Annotated in this window: 29 protein-coding genes; 14 read left to right on the plus strand and 15 right to left on the minus strand. The window is 47.9% G+C overall.

The features are described from left to right. Nucleotides 1–97: 97 nt before the first annotated feature. A complete protein-coding gene (prli42, locus tag RB160_RS07845; protein ID WP_316569693.1) occupies nt 98–193 on the minus strand; it encodes a stressosome-associated protein Prli42 in 96 nt (31 codons plus the stop codon). A 188-nt stretch (nt 194–381) separates the two neighbouring features. On the opposite strand from prli42, the gene mce reads away from it, so the two are divergent. From mce to RB160_RS07860, 3 genes are all read left to right on the plus strand, one after another. Then, nucleotides 382–795, plus strand: a complete 414-nt coding sequence (gene mce, locus RB160_RS07850) for a methylmalonyl-CoA epimerase (RefSeq protein ID WP_316569694.1) — start codon at nt 382–384, stop codon at nt 793–795. Then, entirely contained in the window at nt 796–2,349 is a 1,554-nt protein-coding gene (locus RB160_RS07855) for an acyl-CoA carboxylase subunit beta (RefSeq protein WP_316569695.1), read from the plus strand. A 79-nt stretch (nt 2,350–2,428) separates the two neighbouring features. Further along, nucleotides 2,429–3,550: a M20/M25/M40 family metallo-hydrolase gene (locus RB160_RS07860; RefSeq protein WP_316569696.1), complete on the plus strand. Its 1,122-nt coding sequence runs from the start codon at nt 2,429–2,431 to the stop codon at nt 3,548–3,550. A 125-nt stretch (nt 3,551–3,675) separates the two neighbouring features. On the opposite strand, the gene RB160_RS07865 is transcribed toward RB160_RS07860, so the two are convergent. After that, nucleotides 3,676–4,431: a hypothetical protein gene (locus RB160_RS07865; RefSeq protein WP_316569697.1), complete on the minus strand. Its 756-nt coding sequence runs from the start codon at nt 4,429–4,431 to the stop codon at nt 3,676–3,678. A 189-nt stretch (nt 4,432–4,620) separates the two neighbouring features. On the opposite strand from RB160_RS07865, the gene RB160_RS07870 reads away from it, so the two are divergent. Further along, nucleotides 4,621–5,907: a DNA polymerase IV gene (locus RB160_RS07870; RefSeq protein WP_316570037.1), complete on the plus strand. Its 1,287-nt coding sequence runs from the start codon at nt 4,621–4,623 to the stop codon at nt 5,905–5,907. Between the two features lie 77 nt (nt 5,908–5,984). On the opposite strand, the gene RB160_RS07875 is transcribed toward RB160_RS07870, so the two are convergent. Both RB160_RS07875 and zwf read right to left on the minus strand, forming a co-directional pair. Then, nucleotides 5,985–6,602, minus strand: coding sequence for a cyclase family protein (locus RB160_RS07875; protein ID WP_316569698.1), 618 nt, complete (start codon nt 6,600–6,602; stop codon nt 5,985–5,987). A 16-nt stretch (nt 6,603–6,618) separates the two neighbouring features. After that, the gene (gene zwf, locus RB160_RS07880; protein WP_316569699.1) at nt 6,619–8,121 is read right to left on the minus strand and encodes a glucose-6-phosphate dehydrogenase; all 1,503 of its coding nucleotides are present in this window, start codon (nt 8,119–8,121) and stop codon (nt 6,619–6,621) included. A 248-nt stretch (nt 8,122–8,369) separates the two neighbouring features. Between zwf and rnz the strand changes: the two genes are divergently transcribed. Further along, a complete protein-coding gene (rnz, locus tag RB160_RS07885) occupies nt 8,370–9,299 on the plus strand; it encodes a ribonuclease Z (RefSeq protein WP_316570038.1) in 930 nt (309 codons plus the stop codon). An 84-nt stretch (nt 9,300–9,383) separates the two neighbouring features. Here rnz and RB160_RS07890 read toward each other — a convergent pair whose 3' ends face one another. Beyond that, the gene (locus RB160_RS07890; RefSeq protein WP_316570039.1) at nt 9,384–9,656 is read right to left on the minus strand and encodes a hypothetical protein; all 273 of its coding nucleotides are present in this window, start codon (nt 9,654–9,656) and stop codon (nt 9,384–9,386) included. A 187-nt stretch (nt 9,657–9,843) separates the two neighbouring features. Between RB160_RS07890 and RB160_RS07895 the strand changes: the two genes are divergently transcribed. Continuing rightward, the gene (locus tag RB160_RS07895) at nt 9,844–10,131 is read left to right on the plus strand and encodes a hypothetical protein (RefSeq protein WP_316569700.1); all 288 of its coding nucleotides are present in this window, start codon (nt 9,844–9,846) and stop codon (nt 10,129–10,131) included. 50 nt (nt 10,132–10,181) lie between these two features. Here RB160_RS07895 and namA read toward each other — a convergent pair whose 3' ends face one another. Together namA and RB160_RS07905 are read right to left on the minus strand one after the other, a co-directional pair. Beyond that, nucleotides 10,182–11,201, minus strand: coding sequence for an NADPH dehydrogenase NamA (namA, locus tag RB160_RS07900; RefSeq protein WP_316569701.1), 1,020 nt, complete (start codon nt 11,199–11,201; stop codon nt 10,182–10,184). 121 nt (nt 11,202–11,322) lie between these two features. Further along, on the minus strand, nt 11,323–12,459 hold the full coding sequence (locus tag RB160_RS07905; RefSeq protein WP_316569702.1) for a glycosyltransferase family 2 protein: 1,137 nt from the start codon (nt 12,457–12,459) through the stop codon (nt 11,323–11,325). Between the two features lie 259 nt (nt 12,460–12,718). Between RB160_RS07905 and RB160_RS07910 the strand changes: the two genes are divergently transcribed. Beyond that, a complete protein-coding gene (locus RB160_RS07910; protein WP_316569703.1) occupies nt 12,719–13,681 on the plus strand; it encodes an MBL fold metallo-hydrolase in 963 nt (320 codons plus the stop codon). Between the two features lie 11 nt (nt 13,682–13,692). After that, nucleotides 13,693–14,484 (plus strand): SDR family NAD(P)-dependent oxidoreductase, encoded by a 792-nt coding sequence (locus RB160_RS07915; RefSeq protein ID WP_316569704.1) that lies wholly within the window; start codon nt 13,693–13,695, stop codon nt 14,482–14,484. A gap of 82 nt (nt 14,485–14,566) precedes the next feature. Here RB160_RS07915 and RB160_RS07920 read toward each other — a convergent pair whose 3' ends face one another. Beyond that, complete coding sequence (locus RB160_RS07920; RefSeq protein WP_316569705.1) at nt 14,567–15,622, minus strand: DUF2332 domain-containing protein; 1,056 nt, start codon at nt 15,620–15,622, stop codon at nt 14,567–14,569. A 371-nt stretch (nt 15,623–15,993) separates the two neighbouring features. Here RB160_RS07920 and RB160_RS07925 point away from each other — a divergent pair, with 371 nt between their 5' ends. Then, on the plus strand, nt 15,994–16,824 hold the full coding sequence (locus RB160_RS07925) for a VanW family protein (RefSeq protein WP_316569706.1): 831 nt from the start codon (nt 15,994–15,996) through the stop codon (nt 16,822–16,824). 87 nt (nt 16,825–16,911) lie between these two features. Here RB160_RS07925 and RB160_RS07930 read toward each other — a convergent pair whose 3' ends face one another. Both RB160_RS07930 and RB160_RS07935 read right to left on the minus strand, forming a co-directional pair. Further along, nucleotides 16,912–17,799, minus strand: a complete 888-nt coding sequence (locus RB160_RS07930) for a proline iminopeptidase-family hydrolase (RefSeq protein ID WP_316569707.1) — start codon at nt 17,797–17,799, stop codon at nt 16,912–16,914. A 45-nt stretch (nt 17,800–17,844) separates the two neighbouring features. Beyond that, on the minus strand, nt 17,845–18,036 hold the full coding sequence (locus tag RB160_RS07935) for a YqzH family protein (RefSeq protein ID WP_316569708.1): 192 nt from the start codon (nt 18,034–18,036) through the stop codon (nt 17,845–17,847). 181 nt (nt 18,037–18,217) lie between these two features. On the opposite strand from RB160_RS07935, the gene RB160_RS07940 reads away from it, so the two are divergent. The 5 genes from RB160_RS07940 to RB160_RS07960 all read left to right on the plus strand — a co-directional run bounded on the left by RB160_RS07940 (nt 18,218) and on the right by RB160_RS07960 (nt 21,377). Next, on the plus strand, nt 18,218–19,477 hold the full coding sequence (locus tag RB160_RS07940; RefSeq protein WP_316569709.1) for a Y-family DNA polymerase: 1,260 nt from the start codon (nt 18,218–18,220) through the stop codon (nt 19,475–19,477). Nucleotides 19,478–19,497: 20 nt separating this feature from the next. Then, a complete protein-coding gene (locus tag RB160_RS07945) occupies nt 19,498–19,833 on the plus strand; it encodes a YolD-like family protein (protein WP_316569710.1) in 336 nt (111 codons plus the stop codon). Between the two features lie 207 nt (nt 19,834–20,040). Continuing rightward, nucleotides 20,041–20,634: a GNAT family N-acetyltransferase gene (locus tag RB160_RS07950; RefSeq protein ID WP_316569711.1), complete on the plus strand. Its 594-nt coding sequence runs from the start codon at nt 20,041–20,043 to the stop codon at nt 20,632–20,634. Nucleotides 20,635–20,647: 13 nt separating this feature from the next. Then, on the plus strand, nt 20,648–21,106 hold the full coding sequence (locus tag RB160_RS07955; protein WP_316569712.1) for a GNAT family N-acetyltransferase: 459 nt from the start codon (nt 20,648–20,650) through the stop codon (nt 21,104–21,106). A gap of 13 nt (nt 21,107–21,119) precedes the next feature. Next, the gene (locus tag RB160_RS07960) at nt 21,120–21,377 is read left to right on the plus strand and encodes a hypothetical protein (RefSeq protein ID WP_316569713.1); all 258 of its coding nucleotides are present in this window, start codon (nt 21,120–21,122) and stop codon (nt 21,375–21,377) included. 119 nt (nt 21,378–21,496) lie between these two features. On the opposite strand, the gene RB160_RS07965 is transcribed toward RB160_RS07960, so the two are convergent. The 5 genes from RB160_RS07965 to RB160_RS07985 all read right to left on the minus strand — a co-directional run bounded on the left by RB160_RS07965 (nt 21,497) and on the right by RB160_RS07985 (nt 24,550). Further along, nucleotides 21,497–21,976 (minus strand): hypothetical protein, encoded by a 480-nt coding sequence (locus RB160_RS07965; RefSeq protein ID WP_316569714.1) that lies wholly within the window; start codon nt 21,974–21,976, stop codon nt 21,497–21,499. A 141-nt stretch (nt 21,977–22,117) separates the two neighbouring features. After that, complete coding sequence (locus RB160_RS07970; RefSeq protein ID WP_316569715.1) at nt 22,118–22,333, minus strand: CDGSH iron-sulfur domain-containing protein; 216 nt, start codon at nt 22,331–22,333, stop codon at nt 22,118–22,120. Nucleotides 22,334–22,416: 83 nt separating this feature from the next. After that, a complete protein-coding gene (locus RB160_RS07975; protein WP_316569716.1) occupies nt 22,417–23,355 on the minus strand; it encodes an alpha/beta hydrolase in 939 nt (312 codons plus the stop codon). A gap of 105 nt (nt 23,356–23,460) precedes the next feature. Next, nucleotides 23,461–23,592: a hypothetical protein gene (locus RB160_RS07980; RefSeq protein ID WP_269432234.1), complete on the minus strand. Its 132-nt coding sequence runs from the start codon at nt 23,590–23,592 to the stop codon at nt 23,461–23,463. Nucleotides 23,593–23,647: 55 nt separating this feature from the next. Next, a complete protein-coding gene (locus tag RB160_RS07985; RefSeq protein WP_316569717.1) occupies nt 23,648–24,550 on the minus strand; it encodes a hydroxymethylglutaryl-CoA lyase in 903 nt (300 codons plus the stop codon). Nucleotides 24,551–24,658: the final 108 nt, after the last annotated feature.

Genomic DNA, 24,658 nt, shown 5'->3' on the forward strand with positions numbered 1-24,658 from the left:
GTGGTCCCTTTCGCTTTTCAGAATAAAAAAATTTTTGCCTAGCTCCAAGCTGCCGCAGCATGCCAGCATCTGCTAATGACGGGCATTACCGCTTTTTTTATAAGAATGAAGATAATCCGATCAGGAGTGTAGATGCGAGCATCGCGAACAGCATCAGGTAGACGATTGCCTTTCTGGCCTTGCGGTTATTCATATGATTTCTCCTCCCTTAATGAGTTATGGGATACTATTATTGTAACGGGAAAAAGCGCGATGGACAACCTTGCAAATTGGGAAGGATTTATGACACTTTTAGGAGAATACAATAATTGTCGAATTTTTAGGGGAAACCGTTGGCTGTTGTAAAAGCGGACTGCCAGGTTATACAAAGGGGATGAACATATGATTAAGAAAGTGGACCACATAGGGATAGCGGTAAAATCACTTAAGGAAGCGCTTCCTTTCTATACGGATGTCCTGAAGCTCCCGCTTTTGGCGATTGAAGAAGTAGAGAGCGAGAAAGTCATTGTCGCCTTCCTAGATGCAGGAGGGACAAAGCTCGAGCTACTAGAACCTTCCTCTTCGGAAAGTGCCATTGCAAAGCATATTGAAAAAAGGGGAGAGGGCATCCACCATGTCGCTTTCGGTGTTTCCTCTATCAAAGACAGGATTAACGAAATGAAAGAAAGCGGGATCCGGATGCTCCAGGATGAACCAAAGCCGGGTGCAGGTGGGGCTCAGGTTGCTTTTATGCATCCAAAATCAACCGGCGGAGTTTTATATGAGTTTTGCGAGAAGAAAGGAATGGGGAAATAGATGGCTGATATTTTTGAAAAAATTAATGAACTTTATGATAAACGCCGTGAGATTGAAATGGGCGGCGGCGATGAAAAAATTGCCCGGCAGCATGCAAAAGGGAAGCTGACGGCGAGGGAAAGGATTGACATTCTCGTTGATGAAGGAACATTCGTTGAACTCAATCCATTCATCGAGCACAGGACGACCGATTTTGGGATGGACAGGCAGAAAGGCCCGGGTGACGGGGTTGTGACCGGCTATGGTAAAATCAACGGAAGGCCTGTTTATGTATTTTCCCAAGACTTCACTGTGTTTGGCGGCGCACTCGGCGAAATGCACGCGAAGAAAATCGCGCATGTGATGGACCTGGCAGCCAATACGGGGGCCCCGGTGATTGGGCTTAACGACTCGGGCGGAGCGAGGATTCAGGAGGGGGTTGTTTCACTCGACGGCTATGGGCATATTTTTTACCGGAATGCGATTTATTCCGGAGTAGTCCCGCAAATCTCCGTCATTATGGGCCCATGCGCGGGCGGAGCGGTCTATTCACCGGCGATTACGGACTTCGTTTTCATGGTGGAAGGAACAAGCCAAATGTTCATTACTGGCCCAAAGGTAATCGAAACCGTTACAGGCGAAAAGATTTCCCCAGAGGATTTAGGTGGGGCGAATGTACATAACTCGATATCGGGAAACGCCCATTTCATGGGGAAAACAGAAGAAGAGGTTCTCGAATCTGTAAGGAAACTATTAAGCTATCTGCCCCAGAATTCCCGGGAGAAACCTCCCCACACAGAAACAGGAGATTCAGGTGACGATTACCGACCAGACCTCGTTGACTCCATCCCGTTCGACCCGATCAGGCCGTATGATGTGCGGGTTGTTATCAATCATGTTGTTGATGAGGGCAGCTTTATGGAAATCCACCGTGATTTCGCGAAAAACATTGTCGTCGGCCTGGCTAGAATCAAAGGGGATACGGTCGGCCTTGTCTGCAATCAGCCAAAGGTTATGGCCGGCGGGCTGGATATCGACTCATCGGATAAAGCTTCCCGGTTTATACGATTCTGTGATTCCTTTAATATCCCAATTATCACGTTTGAAGACGTCACAGGCTTTTTCCCGGGAGTTAAGCAGGAGCACGGGGGAATCATCCGCCACGGGGCAAAAATTTTGTACGCCTATTCTGAAGCGACAGTTCCTAAGCTGACGGTTATTTTAAGGAAGGCATATGGGGGCGCGTATGTGGCGCTGAACAGCAAATCAATCGGCGCAGATCTCGTTTTCGCATGGCCGAATGCGGAAATCGCCGTTATGGGGCCACAGGGTGCCGCGAACATTATTTTTGCAAAAGAAATCGAAAACAGCCCGGACCCGGAAAAGGTCCGCCGGCAAAAAATTGAAGAATACCGCGATAAATTCGCAAATCCATATGTGGCGGCCGCAAGGGGAATGGTAGACGATGTCATCGACCCCAGGGAAACGAGGATCAAGCTCGTCCAGGCCCTTGAAATGCTCAAAAACAAGCAAGAAACCCGCCCTGCGAAAAAACATGGAAACATCCCGCTGTAAATCGGAATGTTGATGATGGAACACCAGGAAAGGTATACTAATATAGCGAGTACATATTTAGTTGACGGAGGTTTTATGAATGATTAACAACGAACGGTTGTTGAATGAATTTCTTGAGCTAGTCCAAATCGATTCTGAAACTAAATTCGAGGCGGATATCGCAAAGGTGCTAAAAGAGAAGTTCACCACTCTTGGATTGGATGTTTTTGAAGATGACACTACCTCCATTACCGGGCACGGGGCAGGGAACCTGATTTGCACCTTGCCGGCCACAAAAGATGGGGTGGACCCGATTTATTTTACGAGCCATATGGACACGGTTACTCCTGGAAATGGAGTAAAGCCTTCAATCAAGGATGGCTATGTTGTGACCGACGGGTCGACAATCCTTGGCGCGGATGACAAAGCAGGGCTTGCAGCCATGTTCGAATTAATTCGCGTACTTAAGGAACAATCCATTCCCCATGGCGAAATCCAGTTTATTATCACTGTTGGGGAAGAGTCAGGGCTATTGGGAGCAAAGGCGCTGGATCCTTCGAAAATAACCGCCAAATATGGCTATGCGCTTGATAGTGACGGGAAGGTTGGCAACGTGGTCGTTGCTGCCCCTACGCAGGCAAAAATCAGTGCGGTCATTTACGGTAAAACCGCGCACGCAGGGGTCGCACCTGAAAAAGGCGTATCTGCGATTACTATTGCAGCGAAGGCTATTGCAAAAATGCCGCTTGGCAGGATTGACAGTGAAACGACTGCGAATATTGGCCGGTTTGCCGGCGGCCAGGCGACGAATATTGTCGCTGACCGTGTAGATATCCTGGCGGAAGCACGATCGCTCGTAACTGAAAAAATGGAAGCCCAGGCCGCAAAAATGAAAGAAGCATTTGAAACGGTTGCTAAACAAATGGGTGGCAGGGCAGAAGTTGAAGTAAACGTCATGTATCCCGGTTTCAAGTTTGGCGCGGGGGACCATGTTGTCGAGGTAGCAAGGAAGGCGGCTGCAAAGATTGGCCGAAGCTGTGAACTCCAGCAAAGTGGAGGAGGCAGTGACGCGAACGTTATTGCCGGATTTGGAATCCCGACTGTCAACCTTGCAGTGGGCTATGAGGAAATCCATACAACAAATGAGCGGATGCCGATTGAAGAACTAGGCAAGCTTGCTGAAATGACGGTTGCAATTGTCGAAGAAGTGGCAAATCAATAATTCCCATGCAAAAAGGGGGGCCTGGCTTATATGCCGGGCTCCCCATTGTTTTATTTAGGATTTGTTTAATTGAATGTTCATTTTCGCATCCTTAAACTTTATGACGTACCTATAGCGCGCGGAGCTTACCAATTTCCCGGTTCAATGCTTTCGAGTTCCGTCGTTACACTCGTTTCGTTGCCAGAAGCGTCTTTTATATAAAAGGATTTTTTAACAATCCCCAGTCCCGGAGCCCAGCTGTTTTGGACGATGCTCCCATCCTCGCCGATTTTTTCAAGGACGATGGCCTTGGAAACTTTTCCGTATGGCACTGTGACGGTTGCATTCAATTCCTTGACGGTCCATCCATCAAATTGTTGATTGAGCCTAAGCTGCCCTGGCAAAATGAGCCTCGATTTAAAAGCCGGTTTGAACATTGCGATATCGGGTGGATTTTCGGAATAGTATTCAGGCTCTTCATATACAATCGATATTCCCTCTTTATTAACCTGATAAATCCTGAGGACACTTGTTCCTCCGTTTTCAGTTACCGATGCAATGAACACTCCTTCCTTGGAAAATACCCTTTCAACTTCTGACGCGAATTCATTTCCGGTACCTCTAAATGTTTTTATTTGATCGGGGGTGGGTAGGTAGGCGGCAGTTTGAATCGAATTTCCCGTTCCATCATCGTTTCCTTCTTTGCCGGTTCCCGAACCGGATTTGCCTCCATCTCCGGATTCCGCCCCATCCTTAATCGGAGTTTCCCCTGAACCAGGACGATCTTGTTCCTTATCGCCATCAACTGATTGATTTGTATCTTTGTCCTTTTTTGTATTGTCGCCAATCGCGCAGCCTCCCAAAAGGAAAAGCGCGGCAATTACAGCGATCCACTTTCTCATAACGATCACTTCCTTGCTGGAATATACAGCTATATTCATTTGACGTATTCTATGTTCATACGTTTCGTTTATAGTACAAAATAGGCGGCCAAAAAACAACTTCATCAGAAAATTGAGTTGGTGTCCGATGGGATGCGGCAAAGCCTTGTTTTTGTTAAACTAAAATAAGGAGGGATGGGGGTGATGGCCGTGAAGGAGATGTATCCGAAAAAAGGCAGGGTTATTTTACATGTGGATATGAACAGCTTCTATGCATCGGTGGAAGCAGCCCATGATGCATCCCTGAAGGGGAAACCCCTGGCCATCGCCGGCAATCCAGAGGAACGGCGCGGAATCATCGTAACATGCAGTTATGAAGCAAGAAAAATGGGTGTCAGGACGACGATGCCCCTATGGGAGGCGAAAAAGCTTTGCCCGCAGCTGATTGTCATGCGGCCGAACTTTGACCGTTACCGGGCAGCCTCAAAGGCGATGTTTGAGATACTTGCCCAATTTACCCAGCTAGTCGAACCGGTATCGATTGACGAAGGATATATGGATATTACAGAAAGCTATGAACTAGGGAGCCCGCTTGATATCGCGACGACAATCCAGAAGCGAATTATGGCGCAGCTCGACCTGCCTTGCAGCATTGGAATCGCCCCGAACAAATTCCTCGCTAAAACGGCTTCGGATATGAAAAAGCCGATGGGAATCACTGTGCTCCGGAAACGTGATGTCCCAACAATTCTTTGGCCAAGGCCAGTAAGCGATATGCACGGGGTGGGAGCGAAAACAGCCGAAAAGCTGAAGGGAATCGGTATCGAAACAATCGGGGCGCTCGCTTCCGCCAATGAAATTCAGCTGAAGATGCTCCTTGGGATTAACGGACAAAGGCTGAAAGACCGTGCGAATGGAATTGATTCGCGGCATGTGGACCCTGATTCCGTATCCGATTTCAAAAGCATCGGCAATTCCACGACGCTGCCGAGGGATATCGCAAACCAGCATGAGCTGTTTTCGGTGCTTGACGGGCTGGCGGATAAAGTGGCCTCGAGGCTAAAAAGAAAACAGGTTGTTGCTAACTCACTTTCCATCACAATCCGCTACAAGGACAGGAAAACCGTTAACCGAGGGAGGAAGCTTGCGAACCCAGTAGCCACAAAGGAAGAAATACTGGATTTAGCCAAACAGCTCCTTGTAACGAACTGGAACGGCGATCCCGTTAGGCTGCTGGGCATTACGGGGGCGGATTTGGCAGGAGCGGAAGAGGCTGTCAAACAGCTCGATTTATTTTCCTATGAAAAGGAAGCAAAGAAGGAACCGCTTTTTAAAACCCTTTCCGTGTTAAAAGAGAAATATGGGAAAAACATCATTTCCAATGCGGGCTCTTTGAAGGAACCTGACCCGAATAAAGGAACGGAAACAAGCTTCAACAAGGACTTTCTGCGCGGGTTTAAACCCGGAATCCAGGAAGATGAGAATAAAGTGGAATAGAAACCGTGAGCTGGTAAATCAACCATGAAAAATGCCGCCCACACCCGGGCGGCATTTATTTAAACAATGTGGGCTGGTCAATTAATGCCCTCTAATAGCAATATCCTTGCCGGTGCGGCATCGGTTCCTTGCAGCTTGAGCGGCGCGGCCACCATGAAATATTCCCCTTGGTCGACATCCTTCAGGCGGAGCCCTTCAATAATGATGATATCTTTTCCCATCAACGCTTTATGGGTTGGATGGCCTTCCTGTGCGCGTTCTATTCCAAGCGCGTCAACTCCCACGCCGGCAACCCCGATTTCTGCAAGCCGTTCGGCAGCGTCACTGGCTACAAAGATAAAGTCAAAATTGAATTCTTCATCAAAGGAGTTTTTTGTTTTGAACAGGACGAAATCTCCTTTTTCTATATTGAGCCCTTCCAGGTCCCCAGCAGTAATTCTGTCCTCCACCTGGGTCATGTCGAATACCTTGCAGCTTCTCACAAGCTCCTCAATCGAAATAGTTTCAAAGGTTTTCCCATTATTGATCATATGGAGCGGAGCATCAACATGTGTACCTGTATGCAAGTCAAGGCTAAGCCTTGATTCGGTTACATGGCCATTCGTGACTGTTTCAAGCTTCGGTTGTTTTTCAGGCTTGTTTTTATAAACCGGCATTCCTTCGAATATTGGTGCGGTAATATCATGAATTTTCATATGTTCCCCTCCGGTCCTAGCATCTTTCCACTTTTAAATCCCGTACGCGCCACCAGAAAAAGCCGTCCTTTGCTAGAAGCTCCTCTGCCGCGGCAGGTCCCCTTGTACCCGGCTCATAGTTCGGGAAGGTTTCGTCTTTCGTACTTTCCCACCTATCGGAAATCTTGTCCACAAACCTCCACGAGAGGGCAACCTCATCCCAATGCGCAAAATTTGTCGCGTCGCCACGCATGCAGTCGTACAGAAGCAATTCATATGCTTCCGGTGTGTTCATTTCATTAACCGAGTTATTGGCGTAGCTTAATTTCACTTCTGTCGCATCCATACCTTGGCCCGCCTTTTTGGCGTTCAAGTGAAGCGTGATTCCTTCTTCAGGCTGAATGTGGATGACGAGCAGGTTGGGATTCAGTGGTTTATCAGGCTGGTAATACAAGTTCATTGGAATATCTTTGAACTGAACGACGATTTTCGTCGATTTGGCACCAAGCCGTTTTCCTGTCCTGATATAGAATGGAACTCCGGCCCAGCGCTGGTTGTCGATCATAACTTTCCCCGCCACATAGGTTTCCGTATTGGAGTTCTTATCAACATTCGGTTCGTCCCTGTAGGCGGGAACTTCTTTGCCGTCAAAGATACCAGCACTGTACTGTCCGCGCACGAAATACTTGGATACTTCATCGCCTTCGATTGGACGGAGGGAGCGGAAGACCCTGATTTTTTCAGAGCGGATTTCATCTGTGGTCAGCTTGATCGGTGGCTCCATTGCCAACAGCGCCACCATCTGCAGCATATGGTTTTGGACCATATCCCTTAGCGCTCCGCTTGTTTCATAATAGCGTCCGCGCTCCTCGACACCAAGTGTCTCGCTTGATGTAATCTGAATGTTTGAGATATACCGATTGTTCCAGAGCGGCTCAAAAAGCGCGTTTGCAAAACGGATGACTTCTATATTCTGGACCATCTGCTTGCCGAGGTAATGGTCAATCCGGTAAATTTCATCCTCATTGAAGGCCGTGCGTATTTGCTCATTGAGCTCCATTGCCGACTCAAGGTCATGGCCGAATGGCTTTTCAATAACAAGCCGTTTGAAACCGGATACGTCGGTCAGGCCATCACTTTTAAGATGAAGGGCGATTGGGCCAAAAAATTCGGGCGCCATTGCCAGGTAAAAAATTCTGTTGCCGCCTAGCCCATAATGATGATCCAAATCTTCCGCCATCTGTTTCAATGTCACGTATGAAGCATGGTCTGTGACATCGTGTGAATGATAGTAGAAGTGGGAAGCGAATTGGCTGATACTTTGGCCGTTTTCACCGGCTTCAAGGACGGAATTTTTCACATTTTCCTGAAATTGCTCGATTGTAAGCGGTCTTCTGGCGACCCCAATCACTGCAAACTGTTCCGATAAATGGCCTTTTCGGAAAAGCCTGTACAAGGAAGGATACAGCTTTCGGTTGGCGAGGTCGCCCGTTCCTCCGAATATGATAATCAATGATTTTTGTTCTCCATTTTGTGACAAGGAAGATAACTCCTTTACGAAAGATGCTTAATGTCTATTCAAATACAAAAGTGTAGACGTTTTTTCAATATTTAGCAAATGATTCGCAATCCTTGTGCCTTTTGCCAGAGCGATGGAAGCCACATCGTATAAGGGGGGCATCATCTGTGAAGTATGGTATAGTAATAAAAAAACAGTCTGTAAGCCTTCACTGCGCCAACCATAGCGGTCAGGGGAAAGATTTTTTTGAAAAGAGAGAGGTTTTTACGTTGGAATTATTATTCCTTGGAACAGGGGCCGGCATTCCCGCGAAGCTTCGGAACGTGACGTCCATGGCTCTGAAACTACTTGACGAGCGGGGGAGCGTCTGGCTATTTGACTGCGGGGAGGCGACCCAGCACCAAATTCTCCATACGTCCCTAAAGCCGCGCCGAATCGAAAAGATATTCATTACCCACCTGCACGGCGACCATATTTATGGCCTTCCCGGGCTTCTATCAAGCCGCTCTTTCCAGGGAGGGGATTCAGAGGTTGAGGTGTTCGGCCCCAAAGGGATTGAACTTTATCTTAAAACAAGCCTGTCAATCAGCGGTTCGTATTTAAAATATCCCATCAAGGTCACCGAGATTGAAGAAGGGGTTGTTTTTGATGATGGACAATTCAAGGTCGAAGCTCTTCTTCTTGACCACGGCATTACCTCATACGGCTATCGGGTTACAGAAGCCGACCGGCCGGGCACATTGCTCGCGGGCAAGCTTGAAGAGGCGGGGATTCCCCCCGGCCCGATTTATAAAAAGATTAAAAGCGGTGAAAAGGTAACGTTTGAAGACGGCTCAATCCTCGATCCTTCCGATTACCTTGGCCCTCGCCAAAAAGGACGGGTTGTGGCCATCCTTGGCGATACACGCTATTGTGAAAATGCAATCCGGCTTGCAAAGGATGCCGATCTACTCGTCCATGAAGCGACTTTCGCTGCGGGCGAAGAAGCCATGGCACATGAATATTTCCATTCAACGACCGCCCAGGCTGCCGGAGTGGCAATAAAAGCCGGTGCTAAAAAGCTTTGTCTGACCCATATAAGCTCCCGCTATGACCGCCATGCCTCTAGGGAGCTTCTTGAGGAGGCGCGTGGGTTCTTCGGAGATACAGAATTGGCGGAAGACTTTAAAGAAATTGAAATCCCTTTGCATCAGCCGTAAAGTGCCTGGCCCCATTATTGGGCCGGGTTCTTTTTATAAAACCGGGCCCTATCAATCCCAGCAAAGGGTTTTATTGAAAATTGGCTATTTTTCCCTGTACGACTTCCAGGCTGTTTTCATTGCAGCATAGTTGCCTATCGCGGCATAACCGTAAAACCAGCCCATGAACAATCCGGCAAGCAGGCTGGAAGGGTGGCTGATGAGGATGGAAAACAGAATGCCGGCAATGACCGCCACTGCTGGAACGTATTCTTTTGGAATCCTAAAATACAGTTTAAGGATTTGGGTAATTATCATAATCGCCGGGACTGCGATAACCGTATCCCAAACGTTTGTATGTATGACAGGAAATTCCACGGACATTCTCCTTCCGGCAAGTTGCTCACGCTTAGTTTGCTCCTCTGGGGGACTAAACAACCAAATCCGTTTGAATTATGGATATACCTGCTTGTTTTTACGGAAAGCCATAAAAATTTACAAATGCTGCTTAACTTTTGAAAGAAAGGGGTAGAAGATAGGGAAATTACTTCTGGGAGGGACTATCGTGGAAGCGTTTATTCTCATTGGCACACTTATTTTTATTATGGGCTCACTAGTTTTACTAGTTAGCGGCATCGTCAGTTTCTTTTTTCCAAGAGTCCATTTTTTATACATATTAGGCATGAGCGGACTGGCCGGACTTATTTTTGGATTTTTCCTCGAATTGGGTGGGCTGGCGTTTCTTGTAGCGGCCTTCAATGTTTTCCTGTCAGCGATTGCCATCGGGCTGGCGAAATACGGTCTCTATTTAAAATCGAAAACCGACCTTGAAGCTGAAAGATTATTTAATTAAAGAATGGGCGCCTATCCATCACGGAAGGGCGCCCTATTTGTGCAATCTTGTTATTTCCAGCCACGTTCATACTGTTTAGGCGCTTCAATTTCGGCTCCAAGCTCTTTTGCAGCTGTTCGTGGCCAGTATGGGTCACGAAGGAACTCACGCCCGATGAGGATTAGGTCCGCGCGCTCATTTTGGAGGATTTCCTCGGCCTGTATGCCCGATGTAATCAGGCCGACCGCTCCGGTTGCAATTTCCGCCCCTTCCCGGATTGTCTCCGAGTATTTAACCTGGTACCCCGGGTAGACATTGATTCGGGCTGGAACAACAGCGCCAGAACTTACGTCAATCAAATCGACGCCCTGCTCTTTCATCCATTTCGCAAACTGGACATAATCTTCCGGAGTCAGGCCATCCTCGTGATAATCGTGGGCGGAGACCCTTACAAACAGCGGGCCGTCCCAAACCGTATTGACTGCTTCAATAATTTCACGGAGGAAGCGATAGCGGTTTTCCTTAGTGCCGCCATACTTATCTGTTCGCCTGTTCGAAAGAGGAGAAAGGAATTCATTAATCAAGTAGCCATGGGCTCCATGGAGTTCAATCACATCCAAGCCGGCTTTTTTGGAACGCTCCGCCGCTTTCCTGAAGGCCTCGATTGTTTCATCAATCTCCTGTTTGGTCATTTCTTTTGGAGTTTTCGATTTTTCATTAAATGCAAGCGCGGATGGCGCAATGATTTCACCTTCAAGGACAGCTTTCCTCCCCGCATGGGCAAGCTGGATCCCAATGGCCGAGCCGTGTTCCTTAACGAGGCCAGCGAGCTCCTTCAGGCCATCGATATGGTCATCGCTCCAAATGCCAAGGTCGTTCGGGGAAATCCTGCCCTGTGGCGTCACCGCGGTTGCTTCGACGATGATCAGGCTTGCCTGTCCGACAGCCCTGCTCGCATAGTGAGTCCGGTGCCAATTCTCGACCATGCCATCCTCATTTGGGCATGAATACATGCACATCGGCGACATCACTATCCTGTTCTTCAACGTAACCCCTTTAACGGTAAAAGGAGTAAACAACTTTGCTCCCATCAAATCCAGCCTCCTTAGTAAGACGAGTGAAGCAGGGGGACGCATCTAGTGCTTCACTTGAAATGAAGTATCCTTTAGTTGCCACATTTAGTATAGCAAAGCGTTTCCCTCTTTTTAAAATTTACGGCTTGCGCAATTCTTTCAAACTGTACTTTGTTCCTCGCCAAATAATTCCGCCGCGCCGGAAAGTCAGGTAGCTTGCCCGGATGATGCTGTAAATGAAGATGGACGCCGTCAGCGGAAAGGCAATGAACAGTACGGGAGAGAAATGGGTCATTTTTTTCAAAACAAGCAAATAAAGTGCGAAAATTGCAATGATATTTCCAATGCTTAATATAAAAATTTGCCTATCAGGGACAAATAACGTGAAAAACGGCAGCACCTGTGAGGCAAACGTTCCGAGTACCGCGAAGGCGACCATCGACAGGCGGTAATGGAGGCCTGCGAATGTGTTCTTCTCAAGGCCGGCCAGTGCCTCTCCGAGCGTTCCGTACCATTCGACCTCCATCAGGTCCAGGGCGCTGACAATCCGCTGTTTCCTTCCGGCCCGCTTCATTTTCATGCCGAGCTGAAGGTCATCGTCTGGCCTCATTTTAATCGCTTCATGGGTTCCGAACGATTCGTAACCTTCTTTCGAAACGAGATTGAAAGCGCCGATGCCGATTCCGGTTTTTGACTTCGGGTTGTTTGCCGCCCAGGGCCGTTTGTAATAGGAAAAGCCGAACAGGAAAAAGGCGACGAATGATTTCAGCCAGAAACCTTTTGCTTTCATATTCGGCGCCGCGGTCATGTGATCAAGCTTGTTCCTCTCGAAATAACCGAGTGCCTTGGCGAAAGCTTCTTCCTTGTACTCAACATCGGCGTCGGTGAATAAAATCCGGTCACCTTTAGCGGCAAGATATCCTTTATAAAGCGCATGGTTTTTTCCGAGCCAGCCTTCGGGCAAATTGGTTATATGAAGGACCCGGACCCTGGAGTCAACCGTTTTTAACTCTTCCATTGCCCCGCCGGTCCCGTCGGTCGAACGGTCATTGACAAGAATCCATTCAACATTTCTGTAAGTTTGGCGCAATTGGCTGAGGACGCTCTTCCTTATATGCGCTTCTTCATTCTTCGCTGCTACAACGACAGACAGAAGGGGACCGTCCTGAAAAGGAGGTTCTTCCTCAAGCCGGTCAAGCGTTTTAAATCCTATCACCGCATCGATTAAGAAAACAATCCAAATGAACAAACTAAGGAATAATAAAAACATCAGCATCGCATAATCTCCGTTGGGCTTTTCCTCCATTGTACCATTTTAAGGAGCGCTAGGCGGGGAGCGAATAAGGCAATGAAGCTGGGAGTATCCCACGCTTTATTGCCTTGCCTAGTACTTCATGCCATTTTCAGCTTCTCTTGCTATTCCCGTGTTTTTGCGGAAATAATGACAATATGTGCCTTAATCGGTAAACTTGAAGGAAGGGCGTCCGCCGAATTTGCGGGTCTCTATTTGAAAATAATGTTGCGAGGGAATAGACATGGCTGAATGGAATGGAACAATCGCGAAAATCACTCTGCCAACCCCGTTTGCGGTTGGGGATGTTAATGTATACGCAATAAAAGGTGACAGGCTCGCACTTGTCGACGTGGGGCCGAAAACGGATGAGGCTTGGGATTCATTGAAATTCCAGCTTTCCGAGCTCGGCCTCGCCCTGGAGGATATTGAAATGGTTGTCCTGACCCACGACCACCCCGACCATGCCGGGGTTCTTGATTATTTTCCGAAATCACTCGAGGTGTATGGGCATCCTTTAAATGAAAGATGGATTAACCGGACCGATGAATTCATGGCAATGCATGACCGCTTTTACCTAGGGCTGTTCAATGAGTTCGGAATCCCCGAAAGGTATCACAGGCTTGCTGGCCAGCTGAAGAAATCACTTAAATATTCCTGCAATCGGTCTCTTACCGGAGAACTGTTCGAAGGGGATAATCCTTCTGGATTGCCGGACTGGCAGGTTATCGAGACGCCGGGCCATGCGCAAAGCCATATCGCTCTCTACAGGGAAAAGGATGGGGTGCTTCTTGCAGGCGACCATATAATCGCCCATATTTCACCGAACCCTTTGCTTGAACCTCCGATTGCCAAAGGAATCGAGCGGCCTCGTCCGCAGCTTCAATACAACCGGTCACTCGCAAAGCTACGTGATTACCCGGTTGGGCTTGTGTATACGGGACATGGAACTAATGTTTCGAGGCTGCCTGAACTAATTGAAAGAAGGCTTACGCGCCAGCATGAAAGAGCAATGAATGTGAAGAAAATGCTTGAGGACGGGCCGAAAACGGTGTTTGATTTATGTCGGCAGCTGTTCCCTGCCGCCTTTGAGCGCGAACTGGGCCTTACCTTGTCCGAAACGGCCGGCCAGATCGATTATTTGCTATCCCTTGGTGAAATCGAGCCGGTTCAAAATGGGGAAATTAAGTATTTTAAAATCAGGTGAGGTGAACTGCCGTGGGGAGTTTGACTGGAAAGAATATCGTCATTACCGGGGCTTCGGGAGGAATTGGGGCCGAAATTGCCAGACAGGCAGCTGCCAAGGGAGCAAACCTTGCACTGCTTGCGAGAAGCGCCGACAAGCTTGAGAAGCTCAAAAGGGAACTTGAGTCCGATTATAACAGCAAAGTGCTCGTCCATAAACTTGATGTATCAAATACAGACGAAATTGAAGCGGCATTCGCTCATATTTATGAAGAAATGGGCGATGTCGATATCCTTGTCAACAATGCCGGATTTGGCATTTTCCGTATGGCACATGAAGCGGATATTGCGGAAATCAAGGCAATGTTCGATGTCAATGTCATTGGTCTTATGGCTTGCACCGGCGCCGTTCTGCCAAAGATGAGGGCTCGCCGTTCGGGTCATATCATTAATATCGCTTCGCAGGCAGGGAAAATTGCCACCCCTAAATCGAGTGTGTATTCGGCAACGAAACACGCAGTCCTTGGCTATACAAACAGCTTGAGGATGGAGCTGTCCGATTTCAATGTTTATGTCACCTCGGTCAACCCAGGGCCGATTGAAACGAATTTCTTCACTATCGCCGATGAGAGCGGATCGTATGTGAAAAATGTAAAGCGCTGGATGCTGAAACCGGAATATGTTGCCCAAAAAGTCGTTGGCAGCATGACCAAGCCTATCCGCGAAATTAATTTGCCTGGCTGGATGAACGCCGGCAGCGTCTTCTACGCGCTGTTTCCGAAGCTATTCGAACGGCTTGGAAAAAAGGCATTTAACCAAAAATAATCCATTAAAAAAGACGCTCATTCCACTCATCGGAAATGGGCGTCTTTACAATTTGTGCACAGGAGAAAAAGGCAGGCAAGGCTTACCTTTTTCTGGCTTCCACCGCTGATTCAAGCTTCCACTCAAACCATCTGCCGTGGCCGTCGGTTATGGCTGCAAGCTGATGGCGTTTTTTCCCTCCTACAAAGGAATCCAAATGAAGATTGGCATCATTCATATTGTTATAGAGATGGAAAACATCGCGGCTTTTTGCGATCTGTTCAATATTTTCAAGGAGCTGCAACTTTGTTTCAGGGGGCATTTGATTGGCCACATGCGTATGGAACACCACGATAGCGGAGTTTTCGGGAATCCTTTCAATTAGTCTTGGAAGGAGTTCTACGCCATCCCCTTCGATAAAGGTGATTTTCCCGCGATTTCTTTTCATACATCGTACCGCGCCTTCGAATAATTCCCTCCTGTCACGATGCTCCGGCCAGATGAGCGCCTTCATCCAAAGGGAATCCTCGGCCTTTGTCACATCATTTACATGCAAATCCAGCCCGTAGCGTGCGGATACAGGGGCTAGTGGCTTAGTGAAAACCGGCTGCGCTTCCCCTTTTACCGCGGCTTGGATTTTCACTTCGGAGTCTTCGCTGCCATACACAATGCCATCACCGTACGTATAGCAGTAATGATCCCAAAGCAGCTGGAATCCGGCGCTGGTACCAATTTCAATAAGAGCCAGCGGCCGGGCAGCTTGTTCGTGGATGTGATTGAATAGGGGGAAGAGGTAGGCGCAGCGCCTTACTTCGTTAGTCTGGACCAGCCTTGTTTCGAGGAGTTCGATTATTTGCCTCCGATTCTCAAGGCAAAAGTCTTTAAAATACGGAAATGACGCTTCGGCCGGCTGCGGTGTCTGTTCAATGCTCGTATAGAAGCGTCTTAACGGATGGTCCGCGCCCTTCAGCAGCAAATAATGGACGGCACCAAACATAAGATTTGGAACCGGCTGGCTTTTTTGGGCATGCGAACTTAGTTCAAGGAGTTCGGGATCGCCGGCAATTTTCTTCGAAAGATGTTCGTAAAGCGCGCTCGAGCCTTTGCATTCCTTCTCGGCAAACGCCATAAAACGGTTCGATACAAACTTAAGGTCCATTTTTTCTCCTCACTTGTCATTTTTGGAAAAATCTCCTTTAAGAGAGACAGGGATTTTCTTACTTTTTGCGAATCAATGTTATAGCTATAAATGAATTCTTTTTTTGGCCAAGGGGTTCTACGTTGGAGGTTGAGGTCCAATGATTCAGCGCTGTTCCAATTCCTTTTCGATCTCCTCATTTGAAATCTTCGGTGGTTTTTCGGGCTCAATCTTTAAATGTTTCATAATTAGATTCAGTTTGTATTTGATGGTTGATAGGCTGAATGCTACGTAAAACCATCCAAAGTCCAAGAAGGACGAACCATATCATATCCAATTCCCCTTGCCTTTTTGATTTAAGTATAGCGCTTTCAGCAGATTTATGCAGGGGAATGTTGCAAGGAGGGTTTTATATTCGCGTTTCCGAATTCCACCCAATTTTATACAATCTTAGGATTAAGCAAAAGCAAATCTTTCGCCATCTCGAGGATTTAGGCGCTGGAAATAGGTTTGCTGTCCGCATTTCAAATGAAACCTTGCCCTTTACCTGTAAAAAACACCAATCCCTCCTGAAGAGGAAACTCGGTGACAGCGATCCGAGGCTTCAGGACAACAAAATCGTCAATATTTCGATTGCCTCAAAAGCAATCGACGGGATTGTGATCGGTCCCGGAGAGACGTTCTCCTTCTGGAAGCTCGTTGGCCCCCCTTCGGCGGAAAGAGGATATATTGAGGGAATGCTTCTGTCGATGGGGGAAGTAAAGACAGGAATTGGCGGAGGCATATGCCAGCTCGCCAATCTTCTTTATTGGATGGCGCTCCACACTCCGCTTCAGGTCGTGGAAAGGCATCACCACAGCTTTGACCCGTTTCCGGATGAAGGAAGGGTCCTGCCATTCGGGAGCGGGGCGGGGGTCTTTTACAATTATGTTGATTTGCGGTTTTACAATCCTACAAGCCAGCCTTTTCAAATCAAAGTGTGGCTGACTGACAAACATCTGAAAGGTTCGATCCATACTGACCGCCAGTGGCCATTAGCTTATCACATCGAGGAGCGGGACCATAAATTTTTGCAAAGGGACGGCAGGAATTACCGGCAAAATGAAATTTGGAGAAAGACAGTCGACAAGGCGACAGGCAGTTATGTTGGAGAGGAATTGCTCATTAGAAATTTTTCCGAAGTAAAATACGAGGTGGATTCCGCACTGATTGAGATGGCGTAGCAGGTCTTCAAGGCGAGATGGTTTCGGGATTTCTGGCAACAAAGCCGAAAAATCAAAAGAGTATCGGGGGCCCGATACTCTTTTGGTTTAGCTGGACGCAAACTCGGCCTGATCAAGGAACTCGGCAACAGTTTCCCTATACTCTTCGGGCTGTTCCCGATAAGGCGAATGCGCGCTATTTTCAAAAATATGCAGCTTTGCACCCGGAACAAGGCTGCTGAAATAACTCGTGGACTCCGGAGTAGCTTCGTCAAAACGTCCGCACAGGAAAAGTGACGGAACCCTCAGTTCATGCAGCCTTGGCGTGCAGTCGAATTCTTTCAGGTTTCCTGTTACGCAAAATTCGGATGGCCCCCACATGGTGTTGTAGACTTCCAGGTTGGCAAGCTTCTTTGTGATTTCTCGTTCCTCCGGGCTGATTTCAATCCGGCAGACGAAATTTTTGGCAAACACCCGCATCGCCTGCTGGTATTCCTCTGAATCGGTTGTGCCCTCTGCCTCACAGCGGGCGATGACTGCCTGTGTTTCTTCCGGAAGCTCTTTTAAAAGGCGTTCCTGGTCTTTTGCCCAGCGGGGCGCGTCAAGGCAGGGGCTTGAGAAAATGGCGCTTTTCACACCATCCGGCTTTGTCAGCAAGTAAGCCGCGAGCAATGTCGTTCCCCATGAATGACCGAGAATATGGACTTCATCCAGCCCCAATTGTTCGCGCACCTGCCCAAGCTCTTCTACATAGCGGTCGAGGGTCCACAATGCTTTATCCGTCGGGCCCTTTGAACGCCCGGCGCCAAGCTGATCATAGTATATGACAGTCCGGCCTGTATCTTCGGCAAGCTGGTCCAGCCGCTGCAAGGCATAGCAGGAAGAACCCGGCCCTCCGTGCAAAACCAATAATGGAACGCTATTGGCAGCGCCGGTTATCCGCCGGTACCATACCTTCCCGCCCGTTACGTCTACAAAACCTTCTTTAATCTTCACAACCGTTCTCCCCCTCATTAAAACTAACTTTTGATACGCAATCCCTCAACCAGTTAAAAATTCATAGACGACATCGTTTACAATATCGCGCATATGTGCCTCCGGTTCTGCTTCTTTGAGCCTATACACCCGTTCGCAAATGTCATTTACATCTCGTTCGCCGAGCGGCTGGCTGTCATCGCCGTAATATTGCTTCAGGCAGTTTTTTATCATTTTTTTCACCAGTTTTTCGTCCATGGAAAGCACCTCAAGCCTTATTATAGCTCTTTTCCAACGCATCCTGAAATGGTAATAGACCCTTTTTTTATAAAAGCTGTCGTAAAATTTCCATTGAATGCGAACGCATATTCGCTTAAGATATGGGTATAATGATATGGAACAGATGTTCCCGTTTTGGGAAAAGAAGGAGGGAAATCCAATGGTCGATTACAGCACATTGCCTCGGCACAAAGTTCTTTGCGTCGATATGAAGAGCTTTTACGCCAGCTGCGCGGCAGTCATGGAAGGGCTTGATCCGCTTGGCTGCTATCTTGCTGTAGTCGGCGACAAAGGGCGGGAAGGAAGCGTTGTCCTCGCCGCCTCGCCGCTTTTAAAAAAAGAATTTGGCATCAAAACCGGATCGCGCAAATTTGAAATTCCACAAGATCCGAAAATCAAAATTGTCGAGCCGAAGATGGGCATGTTCCTGAGGATATCGACCGAAATCAGCCGCGTCTTCCACCGCTACGTCCCGAAGGAAGCCATCCATACATACAGTGTCGATGAAAGCTTCATCAAAGTGGATGGAGCCGAAAACCTTTGGGGAGATGCGAAAACAATCGCGAAAAAAATAAAAGATGACATTGAACGGGAATTCCAGCTTCCATGCGCAATCGGTATTGGGCCGAATATGCTTCTGTCAAAGCTGTGCCTTGACCTTGAGGCGAAGAAGCACGGAATCGCCGAATGGACGTACGAGGATGTCCAAATAAAGCTTTGGAACGTCTCGCCGCTCAGGGAAATGTGGGGAATTGGCCGGCGGGTTGAAAAAACACTGAATGGAATGGGCATTTTCACGGTCGGGCAGCTTGCCCGCTATGACCTTGAGACGCTTGAGAAGAAATTCGGCATCATGGGCAATCAGCTCTATTACCATGCGTGGGGCGTCGATTTGTCGGAAATGGGCGCGCCGATTATCGAAGGGCAGATCAGTTTTGGAAAAAGCCAAATCCTTCTTAGGGATTATAAGGACGAGGTAGAAATTAAACACGTTATCCTCGAAATGTGCGAGGAGGTGGCACGCCGGGCACGGACGCACCGGAAGGCAGGCAGGACAGTCACGCTCGGCATCGGCTACAGCCAGGATGAATTCGGGGGCGGTTTCCACCGCGCAAAGACGATTGCCGAGCCGACAAATGTGACGATGGATATTTACCAGGTCTGCCTGGAGCTGTTTCGCCGGCATTATTCGGGCAAAACCGTCCGCCAGATTTCCATTTCGCTTGGAAATATCGTCGATGACGTTGAACTGCAGATGAGCCTTTTTGACATGGGCGCGGGAAAAAGAAGGGACCTCGGCTATGTGGTCGACCGCATCCGCAGCCGCTTTGGGTCGGGGGCGCTGCTCCGGGCGGTTTCGTATACAGCGGCCGGCACCGCCAAACACCGCGCATCGCTGCTCGGCGGCCATAAAAAGTAACCGGGAAAGAGGGGAAGAAGATGATTCGCGACCGCGGCAGAATAAAATGGACATCCATGATGCTTCCCGAGCACGTGAAAATGCTCCGAGACTGGGTGAAGGAGGATTCGTACGAACAAAAAACGGAACTCGACGAGCAGCAGCTCGAATTGATGAACGAAACGCTTGCTGAAGCGATGGAATTCAACCAGGCGGTGGCGATTACCCACTACCGCCGCCACAACTATGAAATTTGCATCGGCAACATCCACTATTGGGACGAACTCGCCCACAAGCTCCACATTGTCGACTCCTCGGGCACAGCCCATATCATCCCCATCGAAAACATCGCCGACATACGGCTCGCTGACAAATAGCACAGTCGCAGGCAAAGACAAGCAGGTTCGCAATAAGAGCCTGCCTGGCTGTTGGAAATCAACCCTCATCTTCACTAACTGTTAACCAGCACATCTCTTATTATTGTAAAACCGCGGAACTCATTCTCCCACCTTTAAAAAATCTACTTGAATTCCACCAAAACTCTGTTAGGATAATTTTAACAAAAGGCAAAGGGTGGGTACTTTATGGAGATTGAAACGATTTACGGGGACTTGCCGAAACTGGAAACAGAAAGGCTCATTTTGCGGAAAGTGACGATGAATGATGCAGAGGACATGTTCGCCTACGGCTCCGATGAAGAGGTCGCAAGATACGTGACTTGGGATAAGCATAACACGATTGAAGATACCCGAACCTTCATTGATTTTGTCCTGAACAAATATGAAAGCAACCAGCTTGCCCCATGGGCGATTGAGTCCAAGGAAACGGGAAGGATGATTGGAACAATCGATTTTGTATCATGGCAGCCAAGGCACAACAGAGCGGAAATCGGGTATGTCCTTGCCAGGGGCCAGTGGGGAAAAGGAATCACAACGGAGGCCGCCACGGTGCTCATTAAATTCGGTTTTGAACATATGGACCTTGTCCGTATCCAGGCGCGATGCTTCACCGAAAACATTGGCTCAGCAAGGGTAATGGAAAAAGTGGGCATGTCATTTGAAGGGGTTAACAGGAAAGCCGCGTTCATCAAAGGAAAGCATCGAGACCTGAAGATGTATGCCATCCTAAAGGAAGACTTTGCGCATTTGCAAAAGAAGGAAATGGAAGAGGCTGTTTAGAAAGGGAAAAGACATGATCAGACCAATCGATATCACAAGTGAAAAAGAAGCGCTCGACGTATTGAAAATCCAGCTTCCGTCCTATCAGGTAGAGGCGGAACTGATTGATTTTCACGGCATCCCTGCTTTGTACGACACGGCGGAGACGCTTATGATGTCCGGTGAAACATTCTACGGTTATTATGAAAATGGCAGCCTGTGCGGGGCTATTTCGTTTAAAAGAGATAATGAAACCATTGATATCCATCGGCTGATGGTCCACCCGGCTCATTTCCGGAAAGGGATTGCCCGGCAGCTTTTGCACTGGCTGGAACAAAACAATCTGCAGGAAAAACGATTAATTGTATCAACTGGCGCCAGGAATATCCCGGCCGTTCGTTTTTATGAGAAAAGTGGGTTTCGGAAAACAGGGATAGAGTTAATCGTGGGAACCCTTGCGATTGCGCGTTTTGAAAAACTGCGAACGAAATAGATGAAAGCGGGGGATGAAGATCGGAACGGTTAACTGGATTGTTTTCCTGTTGCAGCTGTCGATGGGAGTGGCGATAGTAACCCTCTTTTACGGCATTTTAGCCAAATCAAGAATCCATCTTTTAATAAGTTTTTTCACCTCCCTGCCAATCGCCTATTACTTTTTCGGGGCGAATAACGGATGGAAATTGGTTGCGCTCGCACCTGCTGCAATCATCGTGGCAATCTTTGTTTTAGGAAGGAAGCTGAGCGGAACCGGAAGGGAAGGTTGATGGGATTAACCTATTAGGCAACCGTAATCTTCAGGAAAAAATAGCCGGAGCCCCGCTTGGAATAGTGGCGCTGCCGGCCTTTTTTGTATTAGAGGTCCAATCATGTCCAGTAGTAACCCTCAGTCAATTTCCTTTATTGTTTCCCCGTATTTAAGGACTGTGTACAGCGCTTTGCCATCACTGGGGTTGTCCTTCCCGTAATCAATAGGCAGTATAGCAAAAAAAATAAAATAGACCGAAAAGTAGACAAATTGGTAAAAGAATAAATGTTTTGGCCATATACCGAGATGAATGAGCGAATTTACAATCAAAATGGAGGTGGCATTAAAGAGGATGCCTCCCGCATAAATAAGTGCGTATTTCCAACGTGATTCATTTTTTATTTTAGTATATTGGCACGAAGCATCGACAAAGTACAGGCTGTGAACATGAAAAGTGCCGAATGAAAAGAGTTTCCGCCCCCTGCCCATAGTTAATACAGGCTTGCCCCCAAAAAGGACGACAAAAAAAGTATGTCCGGCGGCATGTACGAACGATGTTAAAGGCAAAACGATAAAGAAGGCCCAAACAAACGTAATCATATCATTCCAGGAAAACATGCAGTCACCTCAATATATAAGCTCCATTGGGCTTTTACCTCGAGGGGAATAACTCAAACTTGTCAAAAACTGCTACCGCCAAGCAAAAAACAAGGCACCCGCCGATTTATGGCAGGTGCCTTGAAGTTTTAATGGAATTAATTATTGTCCGGCTGTTTCTTCCGGTACACGCACCTGGGATTCGAACTGACCCTTATGCGTGCCATCGCAGAACGGCTTATTTGAGGACAGGCCGCAGCGGCAAAGCGAGAAGGCGGGCTTTGACGGATAGACGTTCCCCTGGCCGTCAAGAAGTTCAACATCCCCTGAAATTCTGAGCGAACCATTGTCATTTACTTTAATTTGGACTTTTGACATTAATAATCCCCCTTTGTATGTATTCACTTTGATGGTAGTTGGTAAGAAAGAAAAACGCAAATTTCAATGTGAAAAATTTCCCTTTAAAACGATTGGCCCATCAATCCCGTTTTCGGCAGTCTGACAAAGGTTTCGAGAAATTCATCGATTGCTTTTTCATATTGTTCCCGATTTTCATTGAATGACTGGGCGTGAAGCCCGCTTTCAGCCATAAACAGCATTTTTGGCCCGTTTTTTTTGTCGTACAGTGCTTCCGTCATCGACGGGAGAATGAAATCGTCTTTGGCGCTATGGATGAACAGGATTGGGTTCCTAATATTATCAATCACTGAAATCGGAGAGACCTCGCGAATTGAATAATGGTCCCGGAAACGAAGGATTAAATCCGCAAGAGGCAAAATTATTCCACCCGGCAAATTCATCTCTTCTTTCAACCGGTAGGCAAGCTGCTCCTTAAAATCCGAAAAGGGGCAATCGGCAATATAAAAATCTGCGCCATCTTCAAGCATCCCGGCATAAAGAAGCATCGTGGCGGCGCCCATCGATTCCCCGTGGATCCCAAGCAATAGCCCCGGACCAATTTCCTTTTTCAGCCAATCCACGACCGCTTTTAGGTCGAATTTTTCATAGTGGCCGTAACTGGTCGTCTTCCCGCCGGATTCCCCGTGGCGGCGATGGTCGAAAATCAGCACATTGAAGCCTCGGGATAAAAACAAATTCATATATTTAATCGAATTGAATTTGTTTTCGGTCACCCCGTGGCTGATGATTACATAACGGTTTGTCTCGTGTGGCTCGGCAAGGACGCCCTTGAGCTCGTATCCAAAGGGGGATGGAATGAGGACGTCCCTTTTTTTCAGCGCCTCATAATCCGTGTCGATGATCCTGCCGGCTTCACGTTCGCGGTTCAAGATGAATTCGTCCTCTTTTTTCTTCATATACATAAGCCGATTAGTAAAATAAATCCCGACTGCGGCAACAATCGTAAGCAGCGAGAAAAATAAGCGAAATGCTTTGCGCAAAAAAATCCCTCCGGAGAAAATTTGCTTCCTTTCATTATTTTACCATCCGAGCACCTTTAAAACATGCTGCACGAAAAAAAAGCCGCCCCGAAGGACGGATTCCGGCTATTGTTTTGAATTTTGCCTGTTGGTTGGGTGAATTTCCTTTTCCAAATCCTCGCGGGCAATCATCTGCCTTCCATCCTTTGCGGAAGGCTGGCCTTTCTGGCTGTATCCTTTGTCGCGCTTCTGGCTCATTGTGCATAACTCCCTTCAATCTCATTAGTAATAAGATGAACCCGGGGAGGATGGCTTATGCACCAGCATGCATTTTGTAGAATGTGCTCTCAATCGGCCTGCTTACGTGCGGGCGGACGATTTCAACCGCGCCCATTAGGCGATCAAGCGAAATGCCGGTTTTGATGCCCATCCGTTCAAGCATGTACACCACATCCTCAGTGGCAACGTTTCCTGTCGCCTCTGGTGCGAAAGGACAGCCGCCAAGACCGCCTGCTGAAGCATCAAAACGGTCGATCCCGGCCTGCATTGAAGCAAGGATATTGGCGAGCGCGAGTTTCCTTGTATCGTGGAAATGGGCGGTCAAAAGGACTCCGGGAAGAGCCGCTTTCAATTGTGAAAATAGGGAATAGGCCTCTGTGGGAACGGCCATTCCGATTGTATCAGCGACACTCAGTTCGTTAACGCCCGCCTCGACAAAATCGGTGCAAAGCCTTAGTGTATCCGCCTCGGAAACTCTTCCTTCATAAGGGCAATGCCAGGCTGTCGAAATGCACGCCCTTACAAAATAGCCATTTGCCTTTAAATCGGCGATAAGCGGCCGAAGTTCCTCCATGCTTTCGGCCGTTGTCTTATTGATATTCTTTTTGTTGAATGTATTGCTGACACCAACGAAGACAGCTACCGCTTTGCAGCTTGTTTCCTGGACGCGTTCAATTCCTTTTTTGTTTGGTGCGAGGACGATGGAACGCCCAGGTGCATTCGCGCAAACGCTTACAATTTCCGCCGCGTCCGCCATTTGCGGGACCCATTTTGGTGAAACGAACGAGGTTAATTCAATTTCCCTAATTCCCGCATCCCGAAGCGCGTGGATGAATTGAACCTTGGCATCCGTCGGGACAAAGCCTTTTTCGTTCTGCAGCCCGTCCCTCGGGCCAACTTCAATAATTGTTACGTTTTTAGGCAATTTAATTGCCATAAAACTCCCCCCCATTCATACTTATTGTAAGAGGAATTTTTAAAAAAATGCAAGTAGCGGATTAATTTTGACAATTTTAAAGGAATTTCGCACCTCCAACGAGAAACT

Origin of the sequence: Neobacillus sp. YIM B06451, assembly GCF_032667185.1 — a bacterium.
Taxonomy (GTDB): domain Bacteria; phylum Bacillota; class Bacilli; order Bacillales; family Cytobacillaceae; genus Bacillus_D.